General features: G+C 38.5%; 21 protein-coding genes and 1 pseudogene. 9 read left to right on the top strand and 13 right to left on the bottom strand.

Going from position 1 to position 20,723, the window contains the following annotated elements:
• The first annotated feature begins 74 nt into the window (after nt 1-74).
• The 7 genes and pseudogenes from ABMA78_RS13655 (at nt 75) to ABMA78_RS13625 (ending at nt 7,083) form a co-directional block, all read left to right on the top strand.
• Nucleotides 75-1,775 carry a hypothetical protein gene (locus ABMA78_RS13655; RefSeq protein ID WP_392860819.1) on the top strand — a complete coding sequence of 567 codons (1,701 nt, stop codon included), beginning with the start codon at nt 75-77 and terminating at the stop codon, nt 1,773-1,775.
• Between the two features lie 12 nt (nt 1,776-1,787).
• Entirely contained in the window at nt 1,788-2,825 is a 1,038-nt protein-coding gene (locus tag ABMA78_RS13650; protein ID WP_392860818.1) for an RNA polymerase factor sigma-32, read from the top strand.
• Nucleotides 2,826-2,905: 80 nt separating this feature from the next.
• Nucleotides 2,906-3,184, top strand: coding sequence for a 30S ribosomal protein S15 (gene rpsO / locus ABMA78_RS13645; protein WP_392860817.1), 279 nt, complete (start codon nt 2,906-2,908; stop codon nt 3,182-3,184).
• Nucleotides 3,185-3,414: 230 nt separating this feature from the next.
• A pseudogene (gene pnp, locus ABMA78_RS13640) lies at nt 3,415-5,502 on the top strand (polyribonucleotide nucleotidyltransferase); the annotation flags it as partial.
• A 188-nt stretch (nt 5,503-5,690) separates the two neighbouring features.
• The gene (dut, locus tag ABMA78_RS13635) at nt 5,691-6,158 is read left to right on the top strand and encodes a dUTP diphosphatase (protein WP_392860816.1); all 468 of its coding nucleotides are present in this window, start codon (nt 5,691-5,693) and stop codon (nt 6,156-6,158) included.
• Between the two features lie 27 nt (nt 6,159-6,185).
• The gene (locus ABMA78_RS13630; protein WP_392860814.1) at nt 6,186-6,470 is read left to right on the top strand and encodes a hypothetical protein; all 285 of its coding nucleotides are present in this window, start codon (nt 6,186-6,188) and stop codon (nt 6,468-6,470) included.
• A gap of 40 nt (nt 6,471-6,510) precedes the next feature.
• Nucleotides 6,511-7,083, top strand: a complete 573-nt coding sequence (locus tag ABMA78_RS13625; protein WP_392860812.1) for a 2Fe-2S iron-sulfur cluster-binding protein — start codon at nt 6,511-6,513, stop codon at nt 7,081-7,083.
• A 7-nt stretch (nt 7,084-7,090) separates the two neighbouring features.
• Here ABMA78_RS13625 and ABMA78_RS13620 read toward each other — a convergent pair whose 3' ends face one another.
• The 10 genes from ABMA78_RS13620 to ubiE form a co-directional block, all read right to left on the bottom strand.
• Nucleotides 7,091-7,660 carry a hypothetical protein gene (locus ABMA78_RS13620; protein ID WP_392860810.1) on the bottom strand — a complete coding sequence of 190 codons (570 nt, stop codon included), beginning with the start codon at nt 7,658-7,660 and terminating at the stop codon, nt 7,091-7,093.
• A gap of 57 nt (nt 7,661-7,717) precedes the next feature.
• Nucleotides 7,718-7,969: a GlsB/YeaQ/YmgE family stress response membrane protein gene (locus tag ABMA78_RS13615; RefSeq protein WP_021266560.1), complete on the bottom strand. Its 252-nt coding sequence runs from the start codon at nt 7,967-7,969 to the stop codon at nt 7,718-7,720.
• Between the two features lie 100 nt (nt 7,970-8,069).
• On the bottom strand, nt 8,070-9,239 hold the full coding sequence (locus tag ABMA78_RS13610; RefSeq protein ID WP_392860808.1) for a hypothetical protein: 1,170 nt from the start codon (nt 9,237-9,239) through the stop codon (nt 8,070-8,072).
• 137 nt (nt 9,240-9,376) lie between these two features.
• A complete protein-coding gene (locus ABMA78_RS13605) occupies nt 9,377-9,547 on the bottom strand; it encodes a hypothetical protein (protein WP_392860807.1) in 171 nt (56 codons plus the stop codon).
• A 101-nt stretch (nt 9,548-9,648) separates the two neighbouring features.
• Nucleotides 9,649-9,846, bottom strand: coding sequence for a hypothetical protein (locus tag ABMA78_RS13600; protein ID WP_392860805.1), 198 nt, complete (start codon nt 9,844-9,846; stop codon nt 9,649-9,651).
• Nucleotides 9,847-9,887: 41 nt separating this feature from the next.
• Nucleotides 9,888-10,856, bottom strand: a complete 969-nt coding sequence (locus ABMA78_RS13595) for a hypothetical protein (protein ID WP_392860803.1) — start codon at nt 10,854-10,856, stop codon at nt 9,888-9,890.
• Nucleotides 10,844-11,752: a 1,4-dihydroxy-2-naphthoate octaprenyltransferase gene (gene menA, locus ABMA78_RS13590; protein ID WP_392860802.1), complete on the bottom strand. Its 909-nt coding sequence runs from the start codon at nt 11,750-11,752 to the stop codon at nt 10,844-10,846. Before menA ends, ABMA78_RS13595 begins: the two co-directional genes overlap by 13 nt.
• Before the next feature lie 4 nt (nt 11,753-11,756).
• Nucleotides 11,757-13,478, bottom strand: a complete 1,722-nt coding sequence (menD, locus tag ABMA78_RS13585) for a 2-succinyl-5-enolpyruvyl-6-hydroxy-3-cyclohexene-1-carboxylic-acid synthase (RefSeq protein ID WP_392860801.1) — start codon at nt 13,476-13,478, stop codon at nt 11,757-11,759.
• Nucleotides 13,460-14,833 carry an isochorismate synthase MenF gene (locus ABMA78_RS13580; protein ID WP_392860799.1) on the bottom strand — a complete coding sequence of 458 codons (1,374 nt, stop codon included), beginning with the start codon at nt 14,831-14,833 and terminating at the stop codon, nt 13,460-13,462. Before ABMA78_RS13580 ends, menD begins: the two co-directional genes overlap by 19 nt.
• Nucleotides 14,834-15,547, bottom strand: a complete 714-nt coding sequence (ubiE, locus tag ABMA78_RS13575; RefSeq protein ID WP_392860797.1) for a bifunctional demethylmenaquinone methyltransferase/2-methoxy-6-polyprenyl-1,4-benzoquinol methylase UbiE — start codon at nt 15,545-15,547, stop codon at nt 14,834-14,836.
• Between the two features lie 108 nt (nt 15,548-15,655).
• Between ubiE and ABMA78_RS13570 the strand changes: the two genes are divergently transcribed.
• Nucleotides 15,656-16,636, top strand: a complete 981-nt coding sequence (locus tag ABMA78_RS13570; RefSeq protein WP_392860796.1) for a polyprenyl synthetase family protein — start codon at nt 15,656-15,658, stop codon at nt 16,634-16,636.
• A gap of 16 nt (nt 16,637-16,652) precedes the next feature.
• Here the strand turns inward: ABMA78_RS13570 and ABMA78_RS13565 are convergent, their stop codons facing one another.
• The 3 genes from ABMA78_RS13565 to ABMA78_RS13555 form a co-directional block, all read right to left on the bottom strand.
• On the bottom strand, nt 16,653-17,804 hold the full coding sequence (locus ABMA78_RS13565; protein WP_392860795.1) for a hypothetical protein: 1,152 nt from the start codon (nt 17,802-17,804) through the stop codon (nt 16,653-16,655).
• Nucleotides 17,804-19,138, bottom strand: a complete 1,335-nt coding sequence (locus tag ABMA78_RS13560; RefSeq protein WP_392860794.1) for an aminopeptidase P N-terminal domain-containing protein — start codon at nt 19,136-19,138, stop codon at nt 17,804-17,806. The genes ABMA78_RS13565 and ABMA78_RS13560 overlap by 1 nt, the downstream gene beginning before the upstream one ends.
• A 131-nt stretch (nt 19,139-19,269) precedes the next feature.
• Nucleotides 19,270-19,929, bottom strand: coding sequence for a hypothetical protein (locus ABMA78_RS13555; protein ID WP_392860792.1), 660 nt, complete (start codon nt 19,927-19,929; stop codon nt 19,270-19,272).
• Between the two features lie 263 nt (nt 19,930-20,192).
• Here ABMA78_RS13555 and ABMA78_RS13550 point away from each other — a divergent pair, with 263 nt between their 5' ends.
• A complete protein-coding gene (locus tag ABMA78_RS13550) occupies nt 20,193-20,705 on the top strand; it encodes a hypothetical protein (RefSeq protein ID WP_392860790.1) in 513 nt (170 codons plus the stop codon).
• Nucleotides 20,706-20,723: the final 18 nt, after the last annotated feature.

The raw sequence follows: 20,723 nt of genomic DNA, 5'->3' as shown, positions 1-20,723 counted from the left end.
ATTCTTTTAAATTTCCCATTAAACCTTTCGGGAATAATTCCGATAACTTAAGCGAAAGTTTAAATGGATTTTACATGGATGTTTTTGCAAAATTCTTAAAGTATATACGTTTGTTGGCCTGCCCATTGTTGGCAATGATATCGCTACAAGCACTATCAGCTGATTCTCTTGTTCTTAACAAACAAGGAGATAAAATATTTGATAATCTTGGTAAGTCTATTGAGCAATCTCGTGTTAAAAATTCAAAAGAAAATTTCGACCTTCTAAATAATTACCGAAAATTCTATCTCGAAGATGAAAAGCTTGATTATTTTTGTCGTGAAAATAGTGCAAAACTTTACTTCAATAATGGCCTAGAAAGAGACGAGTTCTACCGAACAATAATGGCCACACTTCAGTATAAGATGATGAATTATTCGATGCAGGCCATTGCAACCTATGCCAAGAAGCTTCAATTTGATAGTGAGCAATATGACAATCTTGTTAACTCTCTCGTTTCAAAATGTTCTCAAAATATTACATTGATGGGCCACCGCCTAATTAAATATCTTTTCCAAAACTACTTTAAAGACGAAGGCCAAATCTTTTTACCAATTGATCAAAGAAAGAAGCTCTATACAGATAAGTTAAATAAACTACAAAGTGAAAATGAAATTCTAGTTAATGAGTTATACTACACCACTGGTATTTTCTCATACGCATGCTCATGGGGGGGCCAAGTTAATTACCCAAGAAAGCTTGCAAATTTCTTATCTTCATCTGCTGTCATGAGCTATATCATTCGCGAACTGAGTGGACTTGATACATATGCATTTAAAGATAAGCTCTCAGACAAAAAAGGGGCCCTTTGCCGAAATCAAATCTGTCGCCCAAAAAACATCTCCAAAATTCAACAAGATATTATTCGTCCAGTTGGTTCAGCTAATCTTAATTTTGATTATAAACTGGCCTATTGTGAAAAATTTCGTTTCTCATCACCAAAGTACTCCACTGAGGTTGATAGCGAATTTGTTAAAGCGCTTGATGAATTTAAGGATGAAAAGCCTCGCCTTATTGGTCAATTCTTGGCTCTCGTCACACGAGTGCCTGATTTTAACGTTTGGACACATGATTCAAAAACGATCAAAGATTATATCTCTTTATCAAATGATGGCCTATGGGATTTTTGGGCCCTTGATTATTTAAAATCAAATTCTAAAAAACTTTCTTACGAGGAAGCTCTCGTTATGCAAGTTGATAAAGAAGTAAATAACTACTTTGTTTATCGCAAAAGCTTTCCTGAAATAAATTTCAATGTTCTTCATGGTGAATTTGATAAGGCCAGTGATGTAACTAATATGATTAATCTCCACTTCGATATCAATATTCCACGTACTGATATTAAGTGGATTTATGAGCAGTACAAAATCGCTCATGTTGGAAATGACGACAAGAAAGTTGAACAGCTAAAAAAACGTCTAAGTCTCTATATTGAAAATGACTATAAGGATATTAAAAATACCCTAATGCAGTTCTCTGTAAATGCAGATCTCACTCAAGTGATGACCGATGAACTTATTAGACAATTCGATATTATTGACTATATCGAGCTGCCAAAAGGTGATGAAGCAAAGCAACTAAAGATTGGAGTTAACATCCGTATTGCTCCATTTGCTCTTGTTGCAATACGAAATAAAAGGATTGTCACTGATTTATCAACAAGGGACTTAAATGAAATTAAGTCCTTAGAAACCCTAAATAATATCGATTCTATGGCCGTCGAAGCCAAAAAATGATAAATAGCCTTAATGGCAAAAGTTAAAAACAATAATAAACCAAAGTTCGATGTCGAGGTTCTTCCATCTGTCGAAGATTCCGATCTTATCGTAACTCCTCATTCAATATCTGATGAGGAAGGCGACTACGTTGATATCGGCCCAAAGAAGCTGACAATTGATGAAGAAGTCCAGCTGATTCAAGAGACACTACCGGCCATTGCTTCGAACCTGCCGGTTCCTTCCAAGCTAGATAATAAACTTAATCAATACCTAAAAGAGATCTCTCGCTACGAACTCCTTTCACCTGAACAAGAAAAGCTACTCGTTAAGCAATTTCGTGAATCAGGGGATATTGATCTGGCAAAGAAGCTTGTTGTCTCAAATCTACGCCTTGTGGTTAAGATTGCCATGGAATATCGCAGTGCTCATGCCAATGTGATGGACCTTATCCAAGAGGGAAATATCGGCTTAATGAAGGCCGTCTCACTCTTTGAGCCAGATAAGGGTGCCAAGCTCTCTTATTACGCTTCTTGGTGGATTAAGTCTTATATCTTGAAGTTCATTCTCGATAATTTTAAGTTAGTTAAGCTCGGTTCAACTAATGAACAGAAGAAGCTTTTTTATAACCTCATGCGTGAAAAAGAACGCCTCGAGGCCCAGGGGATTAAACCCGACCACAAGACCATTGCTCAAAACCTTGATGTAAGCGAGAAGGCCGTGGCCCTGATGGATATGCGCCTTGGTGAAGGTGGCTCAGAAGTCAGCATCGATACTCCTGTGGGAGAGTCATCATCAACAATGGGTGATCTGCTACCTGATTCTGGTGACTTTGCTGAGGATATTGAATTTCAGCAATCCTTGAAATTATTACAAGATAATCTGGACCAATTCATTCAAGGCCTAAAGCCTAGGGACCGAGAAATCTTTCGTGAGAGACTCTTAAATGATGCTCCGCGCTCACTCCAGTCCATTGCTGACGATTACGGGGTGTCTAGAGAGCGAATTCGCCAAATTGAGGCCCGTTTGCTCGAGAATTTAAAGGTTTACATGAGCGAAATTATAAGATAATATGCTCAAAATTATAGCGCCCCTCACTTGGCCTGGAAAATAACTTCCTTGCTCGGTTTTGGGTAAGTACGGAGAAAATTATGATTACAAAAGCAGAAACTGCAAGCATCGTAGCTGAATTTGGTAAAGAATTTGGTGCAGGTGAAAAAGACAGCGGAAGTGCAGCGGTTCAAGTTGCTATTCTTACAACAAGAATCAACAACCTAAAAGCTCACTTTGGTTCACACATCCACGATTACTCATCTAACCGTGGTCTTCTTAAGATGATTGGACGTCGTCGTCGTCTTCTTAAGTATGTAGCTACTAACAGCGAAGAAAGCTACAAAGCACTTATTAAGAAACTTGGTCTTAGAAAGTAAACCAAATAAAAAGAAAGGAAGCTTTATGCTTCCTTTTTTTTATTTAAAAAGTTAAAATTTTAGTACGGAAATGGTTAAGAGGAGAGTTTGAGATTTAAGGGATATTAAAATTTAAAAACATGCTGATTTCGGTGGTTTTAGATTTTCATATTCTTTGGATTTCTTCTCACATACATTCCAACTAACACATTTCTTAATATAGACATTCAAAAATATAAATGGAGTTATTTATGTTAAACAACAAACGAGAGTTTACTTACAACTTTGGTGGTAAGGAAGTTACAATTGAAACTGGACGTATGGCCAAGCAAGCTGACGCATCAGTTATCGTATCTAGTGGCGGTACACAAGTTCTAGTTACTGCTACATCTGCAACTCAAGTAAAAGACGGACAAGACTTTTTTCCACTTCTAGTTGAATACACAGAAAAATTTTATTCAGCAGGGAAATTCCTTGGTGGATTCCTAAAAAGAGAAGGTCGCCCTTCAGTAGGTGAGACTCTAAATGCTCGTCTAATTGATAGACCACTTAGACCTCTTTTCCCTAATGGATATATGTTTGATACTGTTATTTCTTGTACAGTTATCTCTTACTCACCAGAAGGTGACCCTGAGGTTCTAGCAGCACTTGGTGCTTCTGCAGCTCTAACTATTTCTGATATCCCATTTGCTGGTCCAATTGGTACTTGTAAGGTTGGGCGTATTGACGGTGAATTCGTAATCAACCCTGACCACGATAAGTGGGAAGAGTCTGATATGGAAATCGTTGTTGCAGCAAGTGACAATGCAATCCTTATGGTTGAAGGGGAAGCGAAAGTTGCTCCTGAGCAAGATGTTCTTGATGCAATCTTCTTTGGACAAAAAGAAATCGAAGGTTTCGTTTCATTCCTTAAAGATATTCAAAAAGAAGTTGGTAAAGAAAAGCGTGAATTCATTTCTGCTGCTGCTAACGAAACAATGCTAGAAAAAATTAGAACAGACTACACGGCAACTGCGCGTGAGGCCCTAAAAATTACAGATAAACTTGAAAGACAAAAAGCTGTTAAAGCGATTGAAGCTCAAGTTAAAGACGCAATGGCGGCGGATCCTGCAGCATTTGGTCTTGCTGAAGACGAAGCTTTTGGAAAAGAAGCATACAAAGGTGTTGATGAGCTAATGTATGAAATGCTTCGTGGAGATATCCTAGACGAAGATAAGCGTATTGCTGGACGTGGTCTTGCTGAAGTACGTGAAATCGAAACAGAAATTGATGTTCTTAAAGTTCCACACGGATCTTCTCTATTCACACGTGGTGAAACTCAGGTAATGGCCGCTGTTACACTTGGTGGTAGCAAAGGTGCTCAAATGAGTGATCGTATTATCGGAACAAGTGAAGATCAATTCTACCTACACTATAACTTCCCTCCATACTCAGTAGGTGAGGCACGTGGTGTACGTGGTGTTGGACGTCGTGAACAAGGTCACGGTAACCTTGCTGAACGTGCTCTTAAAGCAGTAATTCCTACAGACTTCCCATATACAACTCGTCTTGTTTGTGAGGTTCTAGAGTCAAATGGTTCTTCTTCAATGGGTTCTGTTTGTTCTGGTTCAATGGCACTTATGGACGCTGGTGTTCCTCTAGCTGCTCCAGTTGCAGGGATCGCAATGGGTCTAGTAACTGATGGTGAGAGATTCAAAATCCTAACAGATATCCTTGGTGACGAAGATCACCTAGGTGATATGGACTTTAAAGTTGCAGGTACAACAGAAGGTATTACTGCAATTCAAATGGATATTAAGATCACTGGTCTTACAAAAGAAATCGTTGAGACTTCAATGGCACAAGCTCGTGAAGGTCGTCTACACATCCTAAGTGAAATGGCAAAAACGATTAGCGTAGAAAGAAAGACACTTAAAGAAGGTGTTCCTGTTATGAAGTCTATGCAAATTAAGCAAGATCAAATCGGTGGCCTTATTGGTCCTGGTGGGAAGAATATCAAGAAGCTTCAAGAAGATTTCGATCTTACTATCGAGATTGATGAAGATGGAACAACTAAGTTCATCTCAACTAACCAAGAAGCAATCGATGAGTGTATGGCACTAGTTGCTCTACAAATGAATGGACCAGAAGTTGGAAAAGTATACGAAGCGAAAGTTGCATCTTTAAAAGATTACGGTGCATTCGTTGATATCGCTGCTGGTGTTGGTGGACTTGTTCACATCTCTGAAATCGCTGAAGAGAGAATCACTGATGCTGCTGACTACCTAGATGAAGGTCAGGAAGTTAAGATCAAGGTTCTTGAAATCGATAAAATGGGACGCGCTAAGCTTTCTATCAAAGCAGTTGAAGCTCTTAAGAGAAAAGACGGAAAAACTGAAGCTGAAGCACAAAAAGATGCTCCTAAGCGCGAGCCACGTGAGTCGAGAGACGGTGACAGAGGTGATCGTCGCCCAAGAGGTGACAGAAAACCTCGCGGTGACAGAAAGCCACGTGGTGACAAAAAAGACTAATAGGCAGATTGAGACTTATGATCGATAGAGTAGTTGATTTAAAAGTTAAGAAGCTAGAGCATTACGACTCTAGCTTCGATCTTCCACAATATGAAACAACTGGAGCTGCAGGAGCAGATCTTCGTGCTCACCTTGAGAACAAAGATGACCTTGTTATCGCTCCAGGTGCTCGTGTTCTTGTTCCTACAGGTTTAAGCTTTGAGATCCCTCATGGATATGAAGTTCAAATCAGACCTCGTTCAGGACTTTCATTTAAGACAGACCTACTTGTTGTTAACTCACCTGGGACAATCGATTGTGATTACCGCGGGGAAGTTAAGATCATTCTTGGAAATTTCGGAAAGGAAGACTTCATCATTAAGCATGGTGAGCGTATTGCTCAGATGGTTATGGCACCTGTTTGGCAGGCCAGAATCTCGGCCGTGGATGAGTTGACTGATACTGAAAGAGGGGCCGGAGGCTTCGGTTCAACAGGAACTAAGTAACAAACCAATACAATAAGGATTATTTCGATGAGTTTAAAGGTAAACTATAGTCAGGCCTCAAATCAAGAGGAAGCTTATAATCTAGGAAAGCAGGCCGTGACGCCTGAGTACGTGGCAAAATTCAATGTAAAGGCTGATGTCACAACAGATGATGGTAATTTTTCCATGCAAGCTAAAGGAAAAGGCTTTGAATTGAAGCTAAAGTTTGAAGATTCTTACTGTCTAGTTGATCTTGACCTATCTTTTATGCTAAAGCCTCTTAAAGGAAAAATTTTAGAAACCATTGAGAATAAGATCAAGAAGACCGTTTAATCGAGTTATTCGTTCTCAATAAATTTAATGAAGGCTTAAAATGTTCAAAGTTAATCTTACTCCATCAAATGAGACAATTTACGTTGATGATGAGATGTCTCTATTAGAGCATCTGAAAAAGAATGGAGTTTATGTTAACTCTAGTTGTGGAGGACACGGTACATGTACTGACTGTATTGTGAGAATCACTGCTGGAGCAGATAACCTAAATGAGCCGACGGAAGTTGAGCAAAAACTTTTAGGGAATGTATTCCACATCACTAAAGAGCGTATGTCTTGTCAGACACTCGTTAACGGTGAAGTTACTGTGGATATGTCAGGGCACACGAAAGCAGGTGTTGAGGCCAAGCGTGAAGCTAAGAATAAGAAAGTTGTTAATGAGAAACTTTCAAAGCTTAAGCAATCTGGAAACTTCAAAGTAAGAAAGAAAGATGAAGTTGAAAAGGTTATGACTGAGCGCCAAGCAAAGTGGGAAGAAAAGAACTCTAAGAAAGAGGAATGGAAGAACCACTGGGAGCGTGATGGACGCGACAGCTCAAAAGAAAAACGCCTTGGTGGTGGTCGCCGCCCTAAAACAATTCGTCAAAACTACAAAGAAGACGATAGCGAGTAAAATCCAGTTAAAATTCTGATAGCAGGGCCTGAATCTTTTTCAGGTCTGCTTTTCTATTTGAACGATCCACAAAAATATAATTTCCATTTTCAAGCTTTGCAAAAAGTTGAAAGTAGCCCTTATTTTCAAAACCACGCATTGTTGGATCTTGCTTCATCTTTGCCACATTTGGAGAGTCCATGAAGTGGTCAATTGAAAAAGCATCCTTTGCCGCAAGCTTATAAGTTTTCTTATAGATTGGGATAAAGAAAAGTCTATGCTTTAGGACAAGCTTATCATCTTGCTTGATAATAAATTTCTCATACATATAGAAAGAAAGTGTGATGAAAGGGATAAGAAATAGTGTGGCCGCAACCGCAATAACCAGTGCCTGGTTGATGCTATCACCTGTGTTATATAGCTTAATCATCGGTCCTTTAACACCAATAAACATGGCAATAACGACTGTTGCAGCTGCTAGAAGGTAGCCCCAAAAAACCATCGGTAGTCCATAGGTCTTAAGAGTTAAACCCTCTTCGTTGATTGTGATACGATCTTTTTCTTCTTTTGATACTGGAAATATAAACATTAGGCCCATGTGGCGTATTTTAGTCACAGGTCTGCGAATAGTCTACCAGATAATTAAAAGATATCATCACAACTTCTGCAAAAGCTGGAGAGTCGCTAAGAAGACGATAGCGCCGATGGTGGAGATAACAATACTTCCTATAAGCCCGTAACTTGCAAAGCCTACCAGGTGGAATGTGAAGCTTCCTACGAAGGAGCCCATAATACCCACAATGATATTACCCACAAGGCCAAAGGTTTCTCCACGGTAGAGACTTCCTGCTAGCCAGCCAGAGATGGCACCAATAAATAAAATTATGATAAATTGTTCGATGGCCACGAAACACCTCCTAAATTAATTCATTTTAGGAGATGTATCGTATTGATTGTTAGTTAAGATAACTTAAATAAGTAAAACTTTTAAGCTCTAAGTACTGGGCCTAAAGCCAAGTACTTAGTGAGAAGTTAATTGCGTATCCGTTCGTTTCGTCCGCATTACCATCTGTTGATGTATTTGTTTCTTCTCTGTATTGGCGCTCAACAAGGAAACCACCATTAAGTTGTACCTTTCTTGATAGCTTATATTGTGCACCGATATCCAGCTTGTAGATCGTTGTTCTACTGATATTTCCGTCATTGTATCTCGACTGTCCGAAACCTGTGTCTGGGTCAGCAGAGTAATCGGCTTTATCGTGAGCTAGGTCGTAAACAAATGAGTACTCAGCGTTGATCCCTGCCGCCCACTTGTCATCGATCTTATATATGAAACCTGCTTGAGCGTTATAAGTCTCTTGCTTAAGAGTTGCATAGCGATCATTAGGGTGCTTTGAGAAGTATCCGTAAAGAGCTTCTGTCCAAAATGCCCAGCTATTATTTTCAAATTGGTAAGCAACAGAGTATCCGTGATCGGCTTCAGGATCAATATCACGCCAGTAAGTGAAAGCACCAAAGATGATTTCATGATTTTGAGATGGGTTAAAACGTCCCTTATAAGCAAAACCTCTTTGGAAGTTTGTGTTAAATGTTCTTTCTGTATCGTAAGAAAGCTCAGATGTTGGATCTCCACCAAGGTATGGGATCGACTGATTATCTCTGTCACGTCTTGCTTGTTGATTTGAACCAAAGAAAGTCACATCGTGAGTTTGACCTTGTCTCCAACCACCATAACGAAGAGTTAGAAGATACTTTCTTTTGAAGTATCCAGCTCTCATTCCTGAGTATGTTTGTGTTAGGTATCCACCGTCCATTAGGTTTCTTTCAGTGATACCAAAGTGCATTGTGTAGAAAGGAACTTTACCCTTACCACCTGTTAGCTTCCAATTATTATTGAAACGGTAAGTAAGTAGGGCCTCTTCCATCAGGTCAACTGTTGTCCCAGCTTCTTCTGTTGCATCGATATCAAGTTTGAATTTGGCGCTCCACTGCTCGTGGTTGAAATAAACTTTAATATCTGCTGTTCCGTAACCCATTTCAGCACGAGTGCTGTTACCACCGATCTTCTCAAGTGTCATTAGGTCTAAAACCATGAAGGCACGAACATTGAAGTCGTATGCCTGGGCAGTAATACTACTAAGTAGTAAAAGTGAAACTAGTAGGGATTTTTTAAACATTGTCTACTCTCTCTTCTCAAATTGGCTTATAAATTGGCGATTTAATAAGAGAGATGTATCAATTAAGTGACAATGTGTAAAAACAGAATTGTGTTAAGTATGAATTACTTACAATATAAATTTGTCTTTGCAGTTTTTTAAAGCTGATTACAGTCTTCGTAATTCTCGTAATATTGTTCGTAGTCAGGAACAGATGTTTCCTTACAATCTTTTCGTTCAGAAGCGACATCACGAGTTGTGCTTGAAGAGCACGAGGCGCTAAATAAAACTAGTGTAGACAGGGTAAGTAGAGAGATAATTTTTTTCATGAAAAACTCCTTTTCCTGCCAATATTATAACTCGAATAGGGATAAAAAAAAGGCCTGCAAAATGTGCAGGCCCTCTATTACATGATCGATAGAATCGATTATTAAGATTTCTTTTTAGCTTTTTTGCTCTTGCGATCACATGTCTTACCTTCGCATTTCTTAGAGTCCTTGCAATCCTTCTTCTTTTTTGCACAACAGCTCTTTTGTGAGCGATCACATGACTTTCCAGACTTATCTGAATGAAATGATGAGCAAGATCCCATAACTAGTAGTGCTGTTAAACCAAGTACTTTAAACATAACTTCTCCTTAAAATTTGTTAAAACTCTTCAACACAAAGATTAAAGAGGCCTTGCTATTAGCAAACTCTTTTCAGGTTGAAATTCTTTAAATAATTTTAACCCATTTTGGTAGAAATTGAAGGTTGAAAGGCCTGCGGAATTATTTTCTAAAGCTGCTAAATGAATAACAAAGTTAAATAATTGAGGGCACTCAAGTCCACTTGTGACAATAATCTGCCAATTTCTCTTGTCGCGCCTTACCTGGAAGAATTCAAAAACGTTGATATTGACACCAAATTTAAGAATTATATGATTAACTTCTTCTGGAATATTCTTTCTAAATTGAAACTCAAAGCTCTCATCAAGGGCCAGGGCAATGCGATCACTCCATAGGCTTTGGGCCCATAGTCCGAGATCACTAAATGGCTCTTCAATATACTCAATTGCTTCAATTGTCTTAGGTTCAAGATTATAAAGGATGCTTTCTAAAACAGAACTATCAAGACTACGGTTTCCATCTAAGCGCAGTCTTACACCCTTAGCTGCCAATGAGTTAAGGTCTGAGATCACATCATGAGTGTTGGAGCTTGTGGAAATTTTATATTTTAAAATATCATGTGAATGGAATTTTAAGTCTAGGCCTTTTTGATAAAGTAAATTGATCCTCACGCTGTTGGCCTGATTAAAGTAATCATTGTTACCATTTACTTTTCGGTAGAACTTAATGAGTGCATACTCAAAGGCCAAGATAACATTATTTGGAATCTCCTTCTCATTAATAATAGGAGCTTCAAATAAATCGCCCTTAATAAACTCATCAAGGGGATAGTCGATCTCATACTCGTGTTCGAGTTCTTGATTCTCATAGAAGAAGGCAAATTGGGTGATATAGGAAGTGAAGACTTCTTCTTTAATGTAGACTTCCACTTCAAAGTAATCAATCTTCTTATATTCTTTTGCACGCGCCTTAAGTGCTAAGCGCATATTATGAACTTCTTTGTATATAGGTCTAAGAACTAGCTTAGCCACATGACCCCACTATAAATAAGAGTTGAAATGAAAAGATACTTACCTGTACGGGCAAGACTTTCATTATAGGCCGGCGATGGCCCATTCTTAATAGGATACGTCCATGTTTTTAAAAATACCAAAGTTAAAATGAAAAGAAAAAGATCGAGGGCCATGGCCTGACCACTTCTTAAAATGAGAAGAGAATGTCCGCATAAGACGGCAAAGGCAATAATAACAAAGATTAAAGGCAGCCAGCTTGAGGCATTCTTCATCATTCTATTAAGTAAAATTCCAAGTGTTAGCTTACCTGCGGCCTTATCACTTTCGATATCACGAGCATTATTAATGGCCATAATGGCCGCACTTAGTAGGCCCGGATAGAGACTAAGAAGGATAATTGAATCATTAATTGTGCCCACCTGAAGATAGTAAGCTCCACAAACTGCAATATTGCCAAAAAAGACAAGAGCTAGAAGCTCTCCAAGGCCGTAGTGAGATAGTGGGAAAGGGCCACCTGTGTAGGCGTAGGCTCCAAGAATTGAGGCAAGGCCAACAATGATAATTGGCAGTCCTCCAACATTCATGAGAAAGATTCCAAGTAAGAAGGCCATGGCCAATGTAGCAATGAAAAACTTCTTTACTGTCTGTGGAGTTACAAGGCCTGTGCTTGTGACACGCTCTGGGCCTAAACGCTCTTGTGTATCAACACCTGTTTGGGTGTCGTAGTAATCATTAATTAGATTAGAAGAGATTTGTAAGAGGAGAGTGCAGACAAGAGTGATCGCAAATATTATCCAACTAATATCACCTTGATCAAAATAGGCCGCTGCCGTGGCCATGATAACCGGAGAGGCCCCGGCCGGTAATGTCTTGGGCCTTGCTGCAGTTATAAATCCTTTTACAAGTTGACTCATTATTTTACCTTTTTACTGTTTTTAATTTTTTAAAGAGTGCCAAATTTGACTCGTTATTAGTGATGGCCTCGATAATATTGACACCTTTAGTACTTAGGGCATCTGCCACTAGCTTATTAAAGTCTTTCTTGAATTCACAACACTGATAAGTGAGTCCATCAAATGCCTTGATAAGGCGATCAAAGCGGTCTTTGTGTGGTGTTGTTAGAAGAGGAAGAAATTCTTTTTCTTTTGCTATTGGAAGAAGGTTAAAAATATCACCTTGGAAATTATTAATGATAATAACTGTTAGATTCTTTCCGGCACTGGCCGCTTCTTCAAGCATATAAAGTGAATTTAGGTCATGCTTAAACGAGATATCACCTAGAACGAGAAGTTTTGGTTTATCGTTCTCATCACTAAGTCCAACAAGAGTTGCAACAAAGCCTTCAATTCCACTTACACCGCGATTACTAAATACGTTAACATTTGATCTGTAGTTGCTAGAAACAAAGTTATCAAAGCTTCGTACAATAGTTGAGTTACCTACAAGTAAGTCATAATTGTCGTCGATATTTTCAATGATATTCTTAGAAATAAATGGCTGTGTTAGCTCTTGCTCTTCAATGATGGCCCTTTTCTTCTCGACAAAGTCATGCCACATCACTGGTGGTGCTTGGTTTAATTCTAGCTTAACAAGCCCATTTAGAAATGAGAGTGGGTCACAGATGATTTTGTGTGTATTAGAAAAACCAGGGTCGTGATCAAAGTCCACATTTGTTACATGGATAAGCTCACAATTATTTCTTTCTAAGTAATTATAGTAGTGCTTAGAAACTAAGCGTCCACCAATATGAATGATGATATCTGGCGGGTTCTGCTCATAGACATCTAAGACTTCTGGATGATCAAAATTAGGTGTTAGGTAGTCTTCTAAGCAAAACTGATACTTTAATCCACTTGTTAGATCAAGATACTTTGGGACTTTGATTTTCATCAGAGCGTCTTGATAGTGTTCAAGATCTTTCTTTCCATCAAGCTTACCAATAACAAGTAGAATATTCTTTGCTTCAACTAGCTTTTGACCTAATTCAAACTCCATTTGATATGTTTGATAGGCGCTTGAGATAACCTTTGCTCCATTTGCATTAAAACTTTCTCGTGCCTTTTCTAGGTATTCTTTGGAAATAGGCATTGCTGTTGAGTCAAGAGGCTCTCTAAGAGGTAGGTTGATATGCACCGGTCTCTTGTTGATCTTTGCTCGACCTATGGCCGTTGAAATTAGAGTTCTAAGTCTTGTGGCACTTAATGCTTCATTTGGTGCTTCAAGGCTTAAGTTATAGCAAGTGTGATCAGCGATGACACTAAGTTGGTCAATGGTCTGATTCGAGTCCGTTTTTACTAACTCACTTGGCCTATCTGCCGTAAGTATAATTAGTGGAAGCCCCGATTTATTTGCTTCAATAATGGCCGGCGCGAAATTGGCCATGGCCGTTCCTGAAGTACAAGTCAGAAGGGGAATTGAATCCGAAACTTTTGAGCGCCCTAGGGCCCTATAGCTTAGTGCTCTTTCATCAAAGTAAGAATAGGTATCGACTAACTCATGGTAGTGGGCAGCTGCAAGAACTGGTGCATTTCGCATACCAGGAGCTGTATAAAATTGTGTGATTGAGTTCTTTGCTAACTCATCAACAATAATGGATGCCCAAAGTCTTGAAAGATTTTCTGTTATTGGAAATTTGTCCATGATTTGGCCTTGATAACTTCAGTGAAGTTCTTCATTTTATTTGTGGTTTCATTCCATTCTTTTTCGGCCGAGGAGTCTTTGACGATTCCACAACCCGCATAGATATGAAGGTCTGTTTTATCCACAAGGGCACATCTTAGTCCTACAGCAAATTCAGTTCTATCTTTTGAAAAATAACCAATTGGTGCAGCATAGAGCCCCCTTGAATTTGTCTCAAGTTCACTAATGAGATCCATCGCTAGTGGCTTTGGAAGTCCCGCTACAGCTGGAGTTGGATGCAGGTGTGTGATTAAATCACTACGTTTTGCATTTTCATTTAAGATGGCCTCATACTTAGTGTGAATATGCTGAATATACTTAAGCTTTAAGATTTGCTCTTTCTTTGTGATTTCAATATCACTTGCAAGACTCGCAAGTGTGTCTTCAATATAGCTAGAGACATGTCTGTGTTCTTCTAGCTCTTTTGTATTTGTTAGAAGTGTTTGCTCAAGAGCATCGTCCTCTTGTTTATTTGCACCTCTTTTTGTCGTCCCCGCAAGACTATCAATAAAGATTTTTCTACCATCAAGTTTAAATAGAGTCTCAGGTGTTACGCTATAGAAACACTGGTGAGGAGAAAATTGAAATAAGATATTATAGCTATTGTGACTATTATTTTCTTTCAACGTTTTAAATTGTCCATAAGAGGAAATTGGATTCTTAAAAGAAACCTTAAGTTTTCTTGAGAGAACAATCTTTGATATCTGTGAACGATTAATTTTTGAAACAGCTGCCTTCACAATTTTATTCCACTGATTCTTGCTCGTTTCAGACACATTCTTTGTAATGTGATTATAATCACTAAGGGTATGCTTAGGATTCGGATCTAAAGTGATCGCTAACTCATGGAGAGCTTGTTTCTTATTTTGCTCATCCGCAAAGAAAGAGTTTGGTAGAATCACATTGATATCGACTCCTTGAGGAGTTGATTCAATTAAAACCTTGGGAACAAAGTACGAGCAGTCTTCAAGGCCGTGCCATTCGAGAGAGTCTGCTTCAGCTTTAAAGCGCTGTGCTCCACAGATTTTTAAGAAGTCATGTGACTCAATAAGGCGTTCAATGTCTTCATAGTGATAAAGAGAGTTGAAGTCACGCCATGAACCAAGGGCCAAGATTTCTGTGTCCTTGTCCTTGTTTAAAAAGTAAAACTTCTTAAAAGTTTGAAAGTGATCAATAATAGATGAAATATTATTAAAGCCAGCTTCAAACTTATAGAGGCTATATTCACTGCCTTTGATTAAATCTTCACTTGAGCAATCAAGCTTAATCAAGGCATTGATAATATCAATTTGAAGGTTATTAGCAGATAAACGCAATTACTTCTCTCCAATGTAAAGAGTGGCAATTCCAAATGTTAGAGTAATAAATCTGACATTCTTAAATCCTGCCTTAGTCATTTCGTCCGCAAATTCCTGTCCATATGGAAAGTCTTCTACAGTTTGATTTAGGTAAGTGTAGGCATCCTTATGCTTTGAAATTAAATTTCCAACAAATGGTAGTAAGTATCTGAAGTAGAAGAAGTAAATTCCACGAAAGATAAAATTCTTTGGAATTGAAAACTCAAGGACAAAGCTTCTTCCACCTGGACGAATAACTCTGTACATATTCTGTAGAGATTTTTTGAAATCAGGGAAGTTTCTAATACCAAAGCTTACACTTGTGACATCAAATGTTTCATCGGCCGCTGGAATTTCAACGCCATCACCAATATGCATCTTGGCTTTATGATCTAATTTCTTTGCTACGATTTTCTTCTTACCGATTTCAATCATACCTTTCGATAGATCAATTCCTGTTACGCTCTCAACGTTTTTTGCGCGGGCAAGGGCAATTGTAAGATCCCCAGTTCCACAAGCAAGGTCTAGGCATTGTAGTTTTTCTCTCTTTGGAAGGTTGGCAATAACCACCTTACGCCAGTAAATATCAATACCAAATGAAAGGATGTGATTTAGTAAATCGTATGTACCAGCGATCTTATCAAAGATCTCAAATGACTTCGTTTTTCTTGTAGCAAGTTCTTTATTGCTCATATTTAATCAGTCCTTCTGCAGTGCAGTGTTTATCAATAGTATTTGCGTTATATTAATCATTTACGGCCCCTTTCGACAAGTGGTATTACTATTAAAACGGAAAAAACTATGAACGAATTTTTTGAAAGCATCCCTCCACAAATTTTAGAGAAAGCGGTCAATATTGACCTTGATATTAAGTCTGAAAACTGCCTTAAATCCATTAAGGAAGTTCTCGCTAAAACTGTTTTATCTGGTGGAAAACGCCTGCGCCCAATGCTGACATTTTTAATGGCAGATTTTTTTAATGCGCATGAGAAAGAGGATGTGACGATTTGTGCTCGTGCGATTGAAATGGTTCACGCTGCTTCACTTGCTCACGATGATGTTATCGATGGCGCAACGCAAAGGCGTGGAAATCCTTCAATTAATGTTGAAGCATCAAATAAGAAGGCCGTACTTGCTGGAGACTACCTACTGGCAGATGTTATCTTAAGTCTCTCAAAAATTGGTTCAATTAAAGTTCTACAAAGCATGTCTCAAGTTATTCAAGACCTTGCCATTGGTGAATGGGTTCAGTCTGATGCTCTTGAGTCTCGTAAATACTCAAAAGAAGTTATTGAAAATATCGCCTTCCATAAAACAGCTTCTGTTATGGGGTGGTGCTGTTGGTCTGGAGCCTACCTTGGTGTTGAAGATGAAGAGTTGGCAGCTAAGGCCGCACGCTTTGGACATCTCATTGGTATTGCATTCCAAATGGTCGATGACACACTTGATTTCAGTGACGGAGAGAGTTTAAAAGATGCTCACCTCGACCTTGAGCAAAACTTAGTTAACTCAGTTGTCTATGACTATCTTGCGGCCAATCCTCTTAAGATGGAAGCCTACCAAAAAGGTGGTGAACTAAAGGATATTGTAAATCTCGATGAGATCGCTAGCAGTGTATTCAATATCAAAAATGAGGCAAAGGCACTAATTGATGAGGCCCGTGATATCCTTCACGAAATCCGCACTGAATTAATTGCACGTGGATTCAATGAAGAGCGACTACAAGAGACGATAAAACCACTTGAATTAATCGGTGGCTTTATCCTCAATCGTAATGTTTAATTACTTTATTTTTAAATTATAATCGAAATGTTGCCCAAATAGGGAAGTGATCACTTGCCTTCTTTAGCTCAATGGCATCGTCATCAATACAAGTCACACGCTTATCTAATCCTTTAACCATATACTTTGGTAGCTCACTTGGTGGCGTACAAAAGACATTGCCTTTATTAACAAGAGTCTCTGGATTATAGATTCCAGAATCCATAAGCTTTAGGCCCCTGTAAGCAATATAATCTAGTGTTAGTGGATTACGATTGCCGGCAAAAGTTTGGCGCTCATTTGTTGGCCCTGGATTTTTGAGCCAAGGACTTAGGTGATTAAATAATCTTCTAAGGACAACAGAGCCAGGATTATTCATATAAATTGAAGTGTTGAAATCACCCATGATGATCACTCGATCTTCTTTATGAATTGGTTTTAAGTGAGCATACTTCTTTGGAAGTTTCACATTGAAATTTGTTGCACCAGTTACATACCACTCAAGAAAACGAAGTTGGTCACGGTTTCTTTCATAGTTTGGCGTCTGGCGATTTCCAAAGTGATAACTTGGAACTGTGTGAAGAAGAATAATATGCACTTCTTTATCTGCGACCTCAATGACGAGGTGAGTGAAGCTCTTATCAAAAAGTTGCATCTCTTTTGGAAGTTTCTTTCCGCCACCATCGCGAAATTTTGAAAAGTCTGCGGCGGGATTAAACTCCTTCCACTGAAGATCCTTTACGATGATCTCTTCCTTGATTGGATGCTTTGAAGCGAAACCTGTTGAGTACTGACCTGGGAAAAGTCCGTAATTTACTTGGTCGGCATTCTTGCGATCCTTAGAGTACTTTCCATTTACTTTCTTTGCTTTGTTTCCAGTGTTTGCCTGAGTGAAGCTAAAGGCAAATTCACTTGTATCTTCTTTTAATTGACCCAAGAGCTTTTCTAGATTCTTTCCATTAGGAAGGTCGTATTGAATTTCATTTACGCTAATAGCGTCGAAATCAAGTTTCTCTAGAATATTTTTAACACTTGTAAGTTGGTCATTCTTCTTACTTAGTTTCGCAGTATCAAGTTCCTTAATATTCCAATGAACGAGATGAATTTCATCATCTCGTCTATCATTGGAGGCACAAGAAGCACCTATTAAAATAAAAAGAGTTATTAAAAGAAGATTTGTCGTTTTCATTACAGTAGGAATTCCTTTACGTCTTTTGCACAAGCTTCTTCAACTTCTTCAACTGTCTTTGGAATCATGTGAGATAGATTCTCGTATCCATCATCAGTGATAAGAATATTATCTTCGATACGAATTCCAATTCCTTTTAACTCTTCTGGAATATTTGAGAATTCATTGTTGAAGTAAAGTCCAGGCTCAATTGTAAAGATACAACCTTTTGTGAAAGTCATTGGATCTTTTGTCCCTTCAATTAAGTATGGGTTTTGATCGTGAACATCAAGACCTAGCCAGTGACCTGTTCCGTGAGGGAAGTACTTTCTGTGATTTGCTTGTTCAATATTTGAACTAACACTTCCTTCAAGAACCTTAAGATCAATTAGACCTTGAGTTAGGATTTCACTAACTTTATTATGAAGGATTGTTGCGTTATTACCCGGTTTTGATAATTCAATGGCCGCAAGCTGTGATTCAAGAACGATATTATAAACTTCTTTTTGAATACCTGTGTACTTTCCACTAACTGGGAATGTTCTTGTGATATCTGTTGCGTAACCATTTAGCTCACTTCCTGCATCGATAAGAAGAAGGTCACCTTCATTTAGAACTTCATCATTTTTGATATAGTGTAAGCAGTTTGCGTTATTTCCACCTGCAATAATATTATCGTATGCACTTCCTTGAGATGGCCCCTTCATGAAAAGGTAAGTCATAAGTGCATTTACTTCTTGCTCTGTTGCCCCTGGGCGAGCAAGTGCCATGGCCGCACGGTGAGCACGATCTGTAACGATCATTGCTTCTCTCATTGTGGCGATTTCTGTTTCATCTTTAATAAAACGCATCTTTTCAATTAAGTGGCCTACATTTTTAAATGTATCTGGTGGCAGCTCTTGTTGCGCTCTTTTCTTGTGAAATAGTGAAGCTGCAATTTTTCTGGCCTTATCTGCAATATCAGTGCGCTCACTTAGGTGAACGTAAAGACTTTTGTGTCCTGGTAGAAGTTCTTCTAGTTTCTTATCAAGTTCCTCAATTGAGTAACCTTCATCTGTTCCAAGAAGCTCACTAGCCTTTACTGGGCCAAGTCTTTTTCCGGCCCACATCTCTGCAATTTCATCTTTTGGACGAACAAAGATAATCTGTTTTTCAACCCCACCTTTCTTTGAAAGGATAAGAGCACTATCGGCTTCATTTAGGCCTGTTAAATAACGAAAGTTTGAGTTTTGGCGAAATGGGAATTCTGTGTCATTACTCTTATGAGCATATGTAGCGGAAGCAATAATTGCAATTCCGTCATCCATCATTTCTAGTAGCTTTTTACGGCGGTTTATATAGACATTATTTGTCATTGAATACCTCACTTTTTATGGAGTTATCCTATCAAAATATGCCCAAAACGCAAAGAGGGCGCCCTGGAAAAGGCGCCCCCTTTTTACAACCAAAATCTAATGGAGTATTAGATTTATTGAAAAATTTTAGATTAGTATCTTCTCATACAAGTGTCACGACGGTGGCTATATCTTGCATCTATTGCACAGTCACTAGTTGCTTTTTGACATGCACGACTTTCTGCTTCATAAGCTGTTCTCGCTGTTGCACTTGAAGTGTATGTTTGAACAACACGACCTGAGATTGTTCCATTTGCAATTCTATCAACAGTACAAAATCTTGTCACAGTTGGGTTTGGTCTTGGTGGCCTAGAACCTCCACGAACCTTTTCACAAGAGAATTTCCATGGGTTTTGTTTTGTGTATCTTGCATCAAAACACTTATCATCTGCTTTACGACAAGCTTGGTGCTCGTTATTTGCTTGAGCTGTAAATGTATTAACAACTCTTCCGTTTTGTGTGTTTACTAAGTTAAATGAACAAACTTCTTTTCTTTGGTGTGGTGGTGGAACTGGCCTTCTTGATGTAACTGTACATGTAGCACGAGCAACAACGCGATCATATGACCTTCTGTCTTGTTCGCGTGTACATTGCCTTAGGGCCTGGCGACAAGCAGCTTCAAAGTTGTAATCATACGATGAGAATTTATCAATTGAGCGTCCATTTCTGGCAACCATATCAACATGACAAGTCTCGGCCATGGCCATTGCAGATGTAACTAATAAAGCAGCAGCAACTAAAAATTTTTTCATAAATAAAACCCCTCTCGTTTCTTTTATTTTGTTAAGTTAGTTTTATGAACAAAGAACAAAAGTGACAATTTCAATAATTTAGCGGGCCAGAAAATAGGCCGAATGTAAGAAATTCTAAGAATTTTCACAAAAAATGACATTTTCGAGTTGTACATTTTACAAAAATGCCCTGTTTTTGGGCCCCTAATGTCACTATTTTGCCGATTATGATCAATATTTAAAATTTATTCACACTTACTTTTGGCAACGCCGATCATTTTAATATGGAAATGAGCTTCTTTGATCGAGTTAAAATTCACGCCTTAAGCAATGAGTACGTAAACCTGAAGACTGTTGGGCAGCAGGTATACTGCAATGATCAGCTGATTTGTAGTCCAACAATGTGGGACCGTAAGCTTTTGCGCCACTCCTATGCTCTTTATGGGGTCATCAAAAGGGAAGTGATGCAAATACGATTTCACTTGGCCGGCGACGTTATTTTAGAATCAAAAATTTTTAAAGGGACTGCCCAGAGTGTTTCTGATTATAAGACGATTATGAATGCAATGCTGGAGCTTGAAAGCGAAGCTCGTAAGTGTGGCCTAGAGATAATTAAGGCCGAGATTGGCCATACACATTTAAGCTCATGTTATATCGATAAGAATAAATTTAAACTTTGTTTATTATCTAAGAGCGATCTTGAAGTCGCGCGACGCTTAAAACAATTTAGGGATTATCCAATTGAAATAAAGGCCATCGCAAAGGATGGCCTAGTATTTAAAAAAGTCTTTAAATAACTCTTTAAGTAAGATTTG

The organism is Halobacteriovorax sp. RZ-2, assembly GCF_043196685.1.
In the GTDB taxonomy this organism is placed as follows: domain Bacteria; phylum Bdellovibrionota; class Bacteriovoracia; order Bacteriovoracales; family Bacteriovoracaceae; genus Halobacteriovorax_A.
Note: the sequence above shows the minus strand (reverse complement) of the source record. Positions and strands in the feature narration are given on the sequence as shown.

Excerpts from the sequence above, each read along its gene's own strand:
- ubiE (WP_392860797.1), bottom strand. The coding sequence starts at position 15,547 with ATGAGCAATAAAGAACTTGCTACAAGAAAAACGAAGTCATTTGAGATC.
- ABMA78_RS13625 (WP_392860812.1), top strand. The coding sequence starts at position 6,511 with ATGTTCAAAGTTAATCTTACTCCATCAAATGAGACAATTTACGTTGAT.
- dut (WP_392860816.1), top strand. The coding sequence starts at position 5,691 with ATGATCGATAGAGTAGTTGATTTAAAAGTTAAGAAGCTAGAGCATTAC.
- menA (WP_392860802.1), bottom strand. The coding sequence starts at position 11,752 with ATGAGTCAACTTGTAAAAGGATTTATAACTGCAGCAAGGCCCAAGACA.
- ABMA78_RS13570 (WP_392860796.1), top strand. The coding sequence starts at position 15,656 with ATGAACGAATTTTTTGAAAGCATCCCTCCACAAATTTTAGAGAAAGCG.
- ABMA78_RS13610 (WP_392860808.1), bottom strand. The coding sequence starts at position 9,239 with ATGTTTAAAAAATCCCTACTAGTTTCACTTTTACTACTTAGTAGTATT.
- ABMA78_RS13565 (WP_392860795.1), bottom strand. The coding sequence starts at position 17,804 with ATGAAAACGACAAATCTTCTTTTAATAACTCTTTTTATTTTAATAGGT.
- ABMA78_RS13555 (WP_392860792.1), bottom strand. The coding sequence starts at position 19,929 with ATGAAAAAATTTTTAGTTGCTGCTGCTTTATTAGTTACATCTGCAATG.
- ABMA78_RS13560 (WP_392860794.1), bottom strand. The coding sequence starts at position 19,138 with ATGACAAATAATGTCTATATAAACCGCCGTAAAAAGCTACTAGAAATG.
- ABMA78_RS13600 (WP_392860805.1), bottom strand. The coding sequence starts at position 9,846 with ATGTTTAAAGTACTTGGTTTAACAGCACTACTAGTTATGGGATCTTGC.
- ABMA78_RS13650 (WP_392860818.1), top strand. The coding sequence starts at position 1,788 with ATGGCAAAAGTTAAAAACAATAATAAACCAAAGTTCGATGTCGAGGTT.
- ABMA78_RS13655 (WP_392860819.1), top strand. The coding sequence starts at position 75 with ATGGATGTTTTTGCAAAATTCTTAAAGTATATACGTTTGTTGGCCTGC.
- ABMA78_RS13620 (WP_392860810.1), bottom strand. The coding sequence starts at position 7,660 with ATGGGCCTAATGTTTATATTTCCAGTATCAAAAGAAGAAAAAGATCGT.
- ABMA78_RS13630 (WP_392860814.1), top strand. The coding sequence starts at position 6,186 with ATGAGTTTAAAGGTAAACTATAGTCAGGCCTCAAATCAAGAGGAAGCT.
- rpsO (WP_392860817.1), top strand. The coding sequence starts at position 2,906 with ATGATTACAAAAGCAGAAACTGCAAGCATCGTAGCTGAATTTGGTAAA.
- menD (WP_392860801.1), bottom strand. The coding sequence starts at position 13,478 with ATGGACAAATTTCCAATAACAGAAAATCTTTCAAGACTTTGGGCATCC.
- ABMA78_RS13550 (WP_392860790.1), top strand. The coding sequence starts at position 20,193 with ATGGAAATGAGCTTCTTTGATCGAGTTAAAATTCACGCCTTAAGCAAT.
- ABMA78_RS13605 (WP_392860807.1), bottom strand. The coding sequence starts at position 9,547 with ATGAAAAAAATTATCTCTCTACTTACCCTGTCTACACTAGTTTTATTT.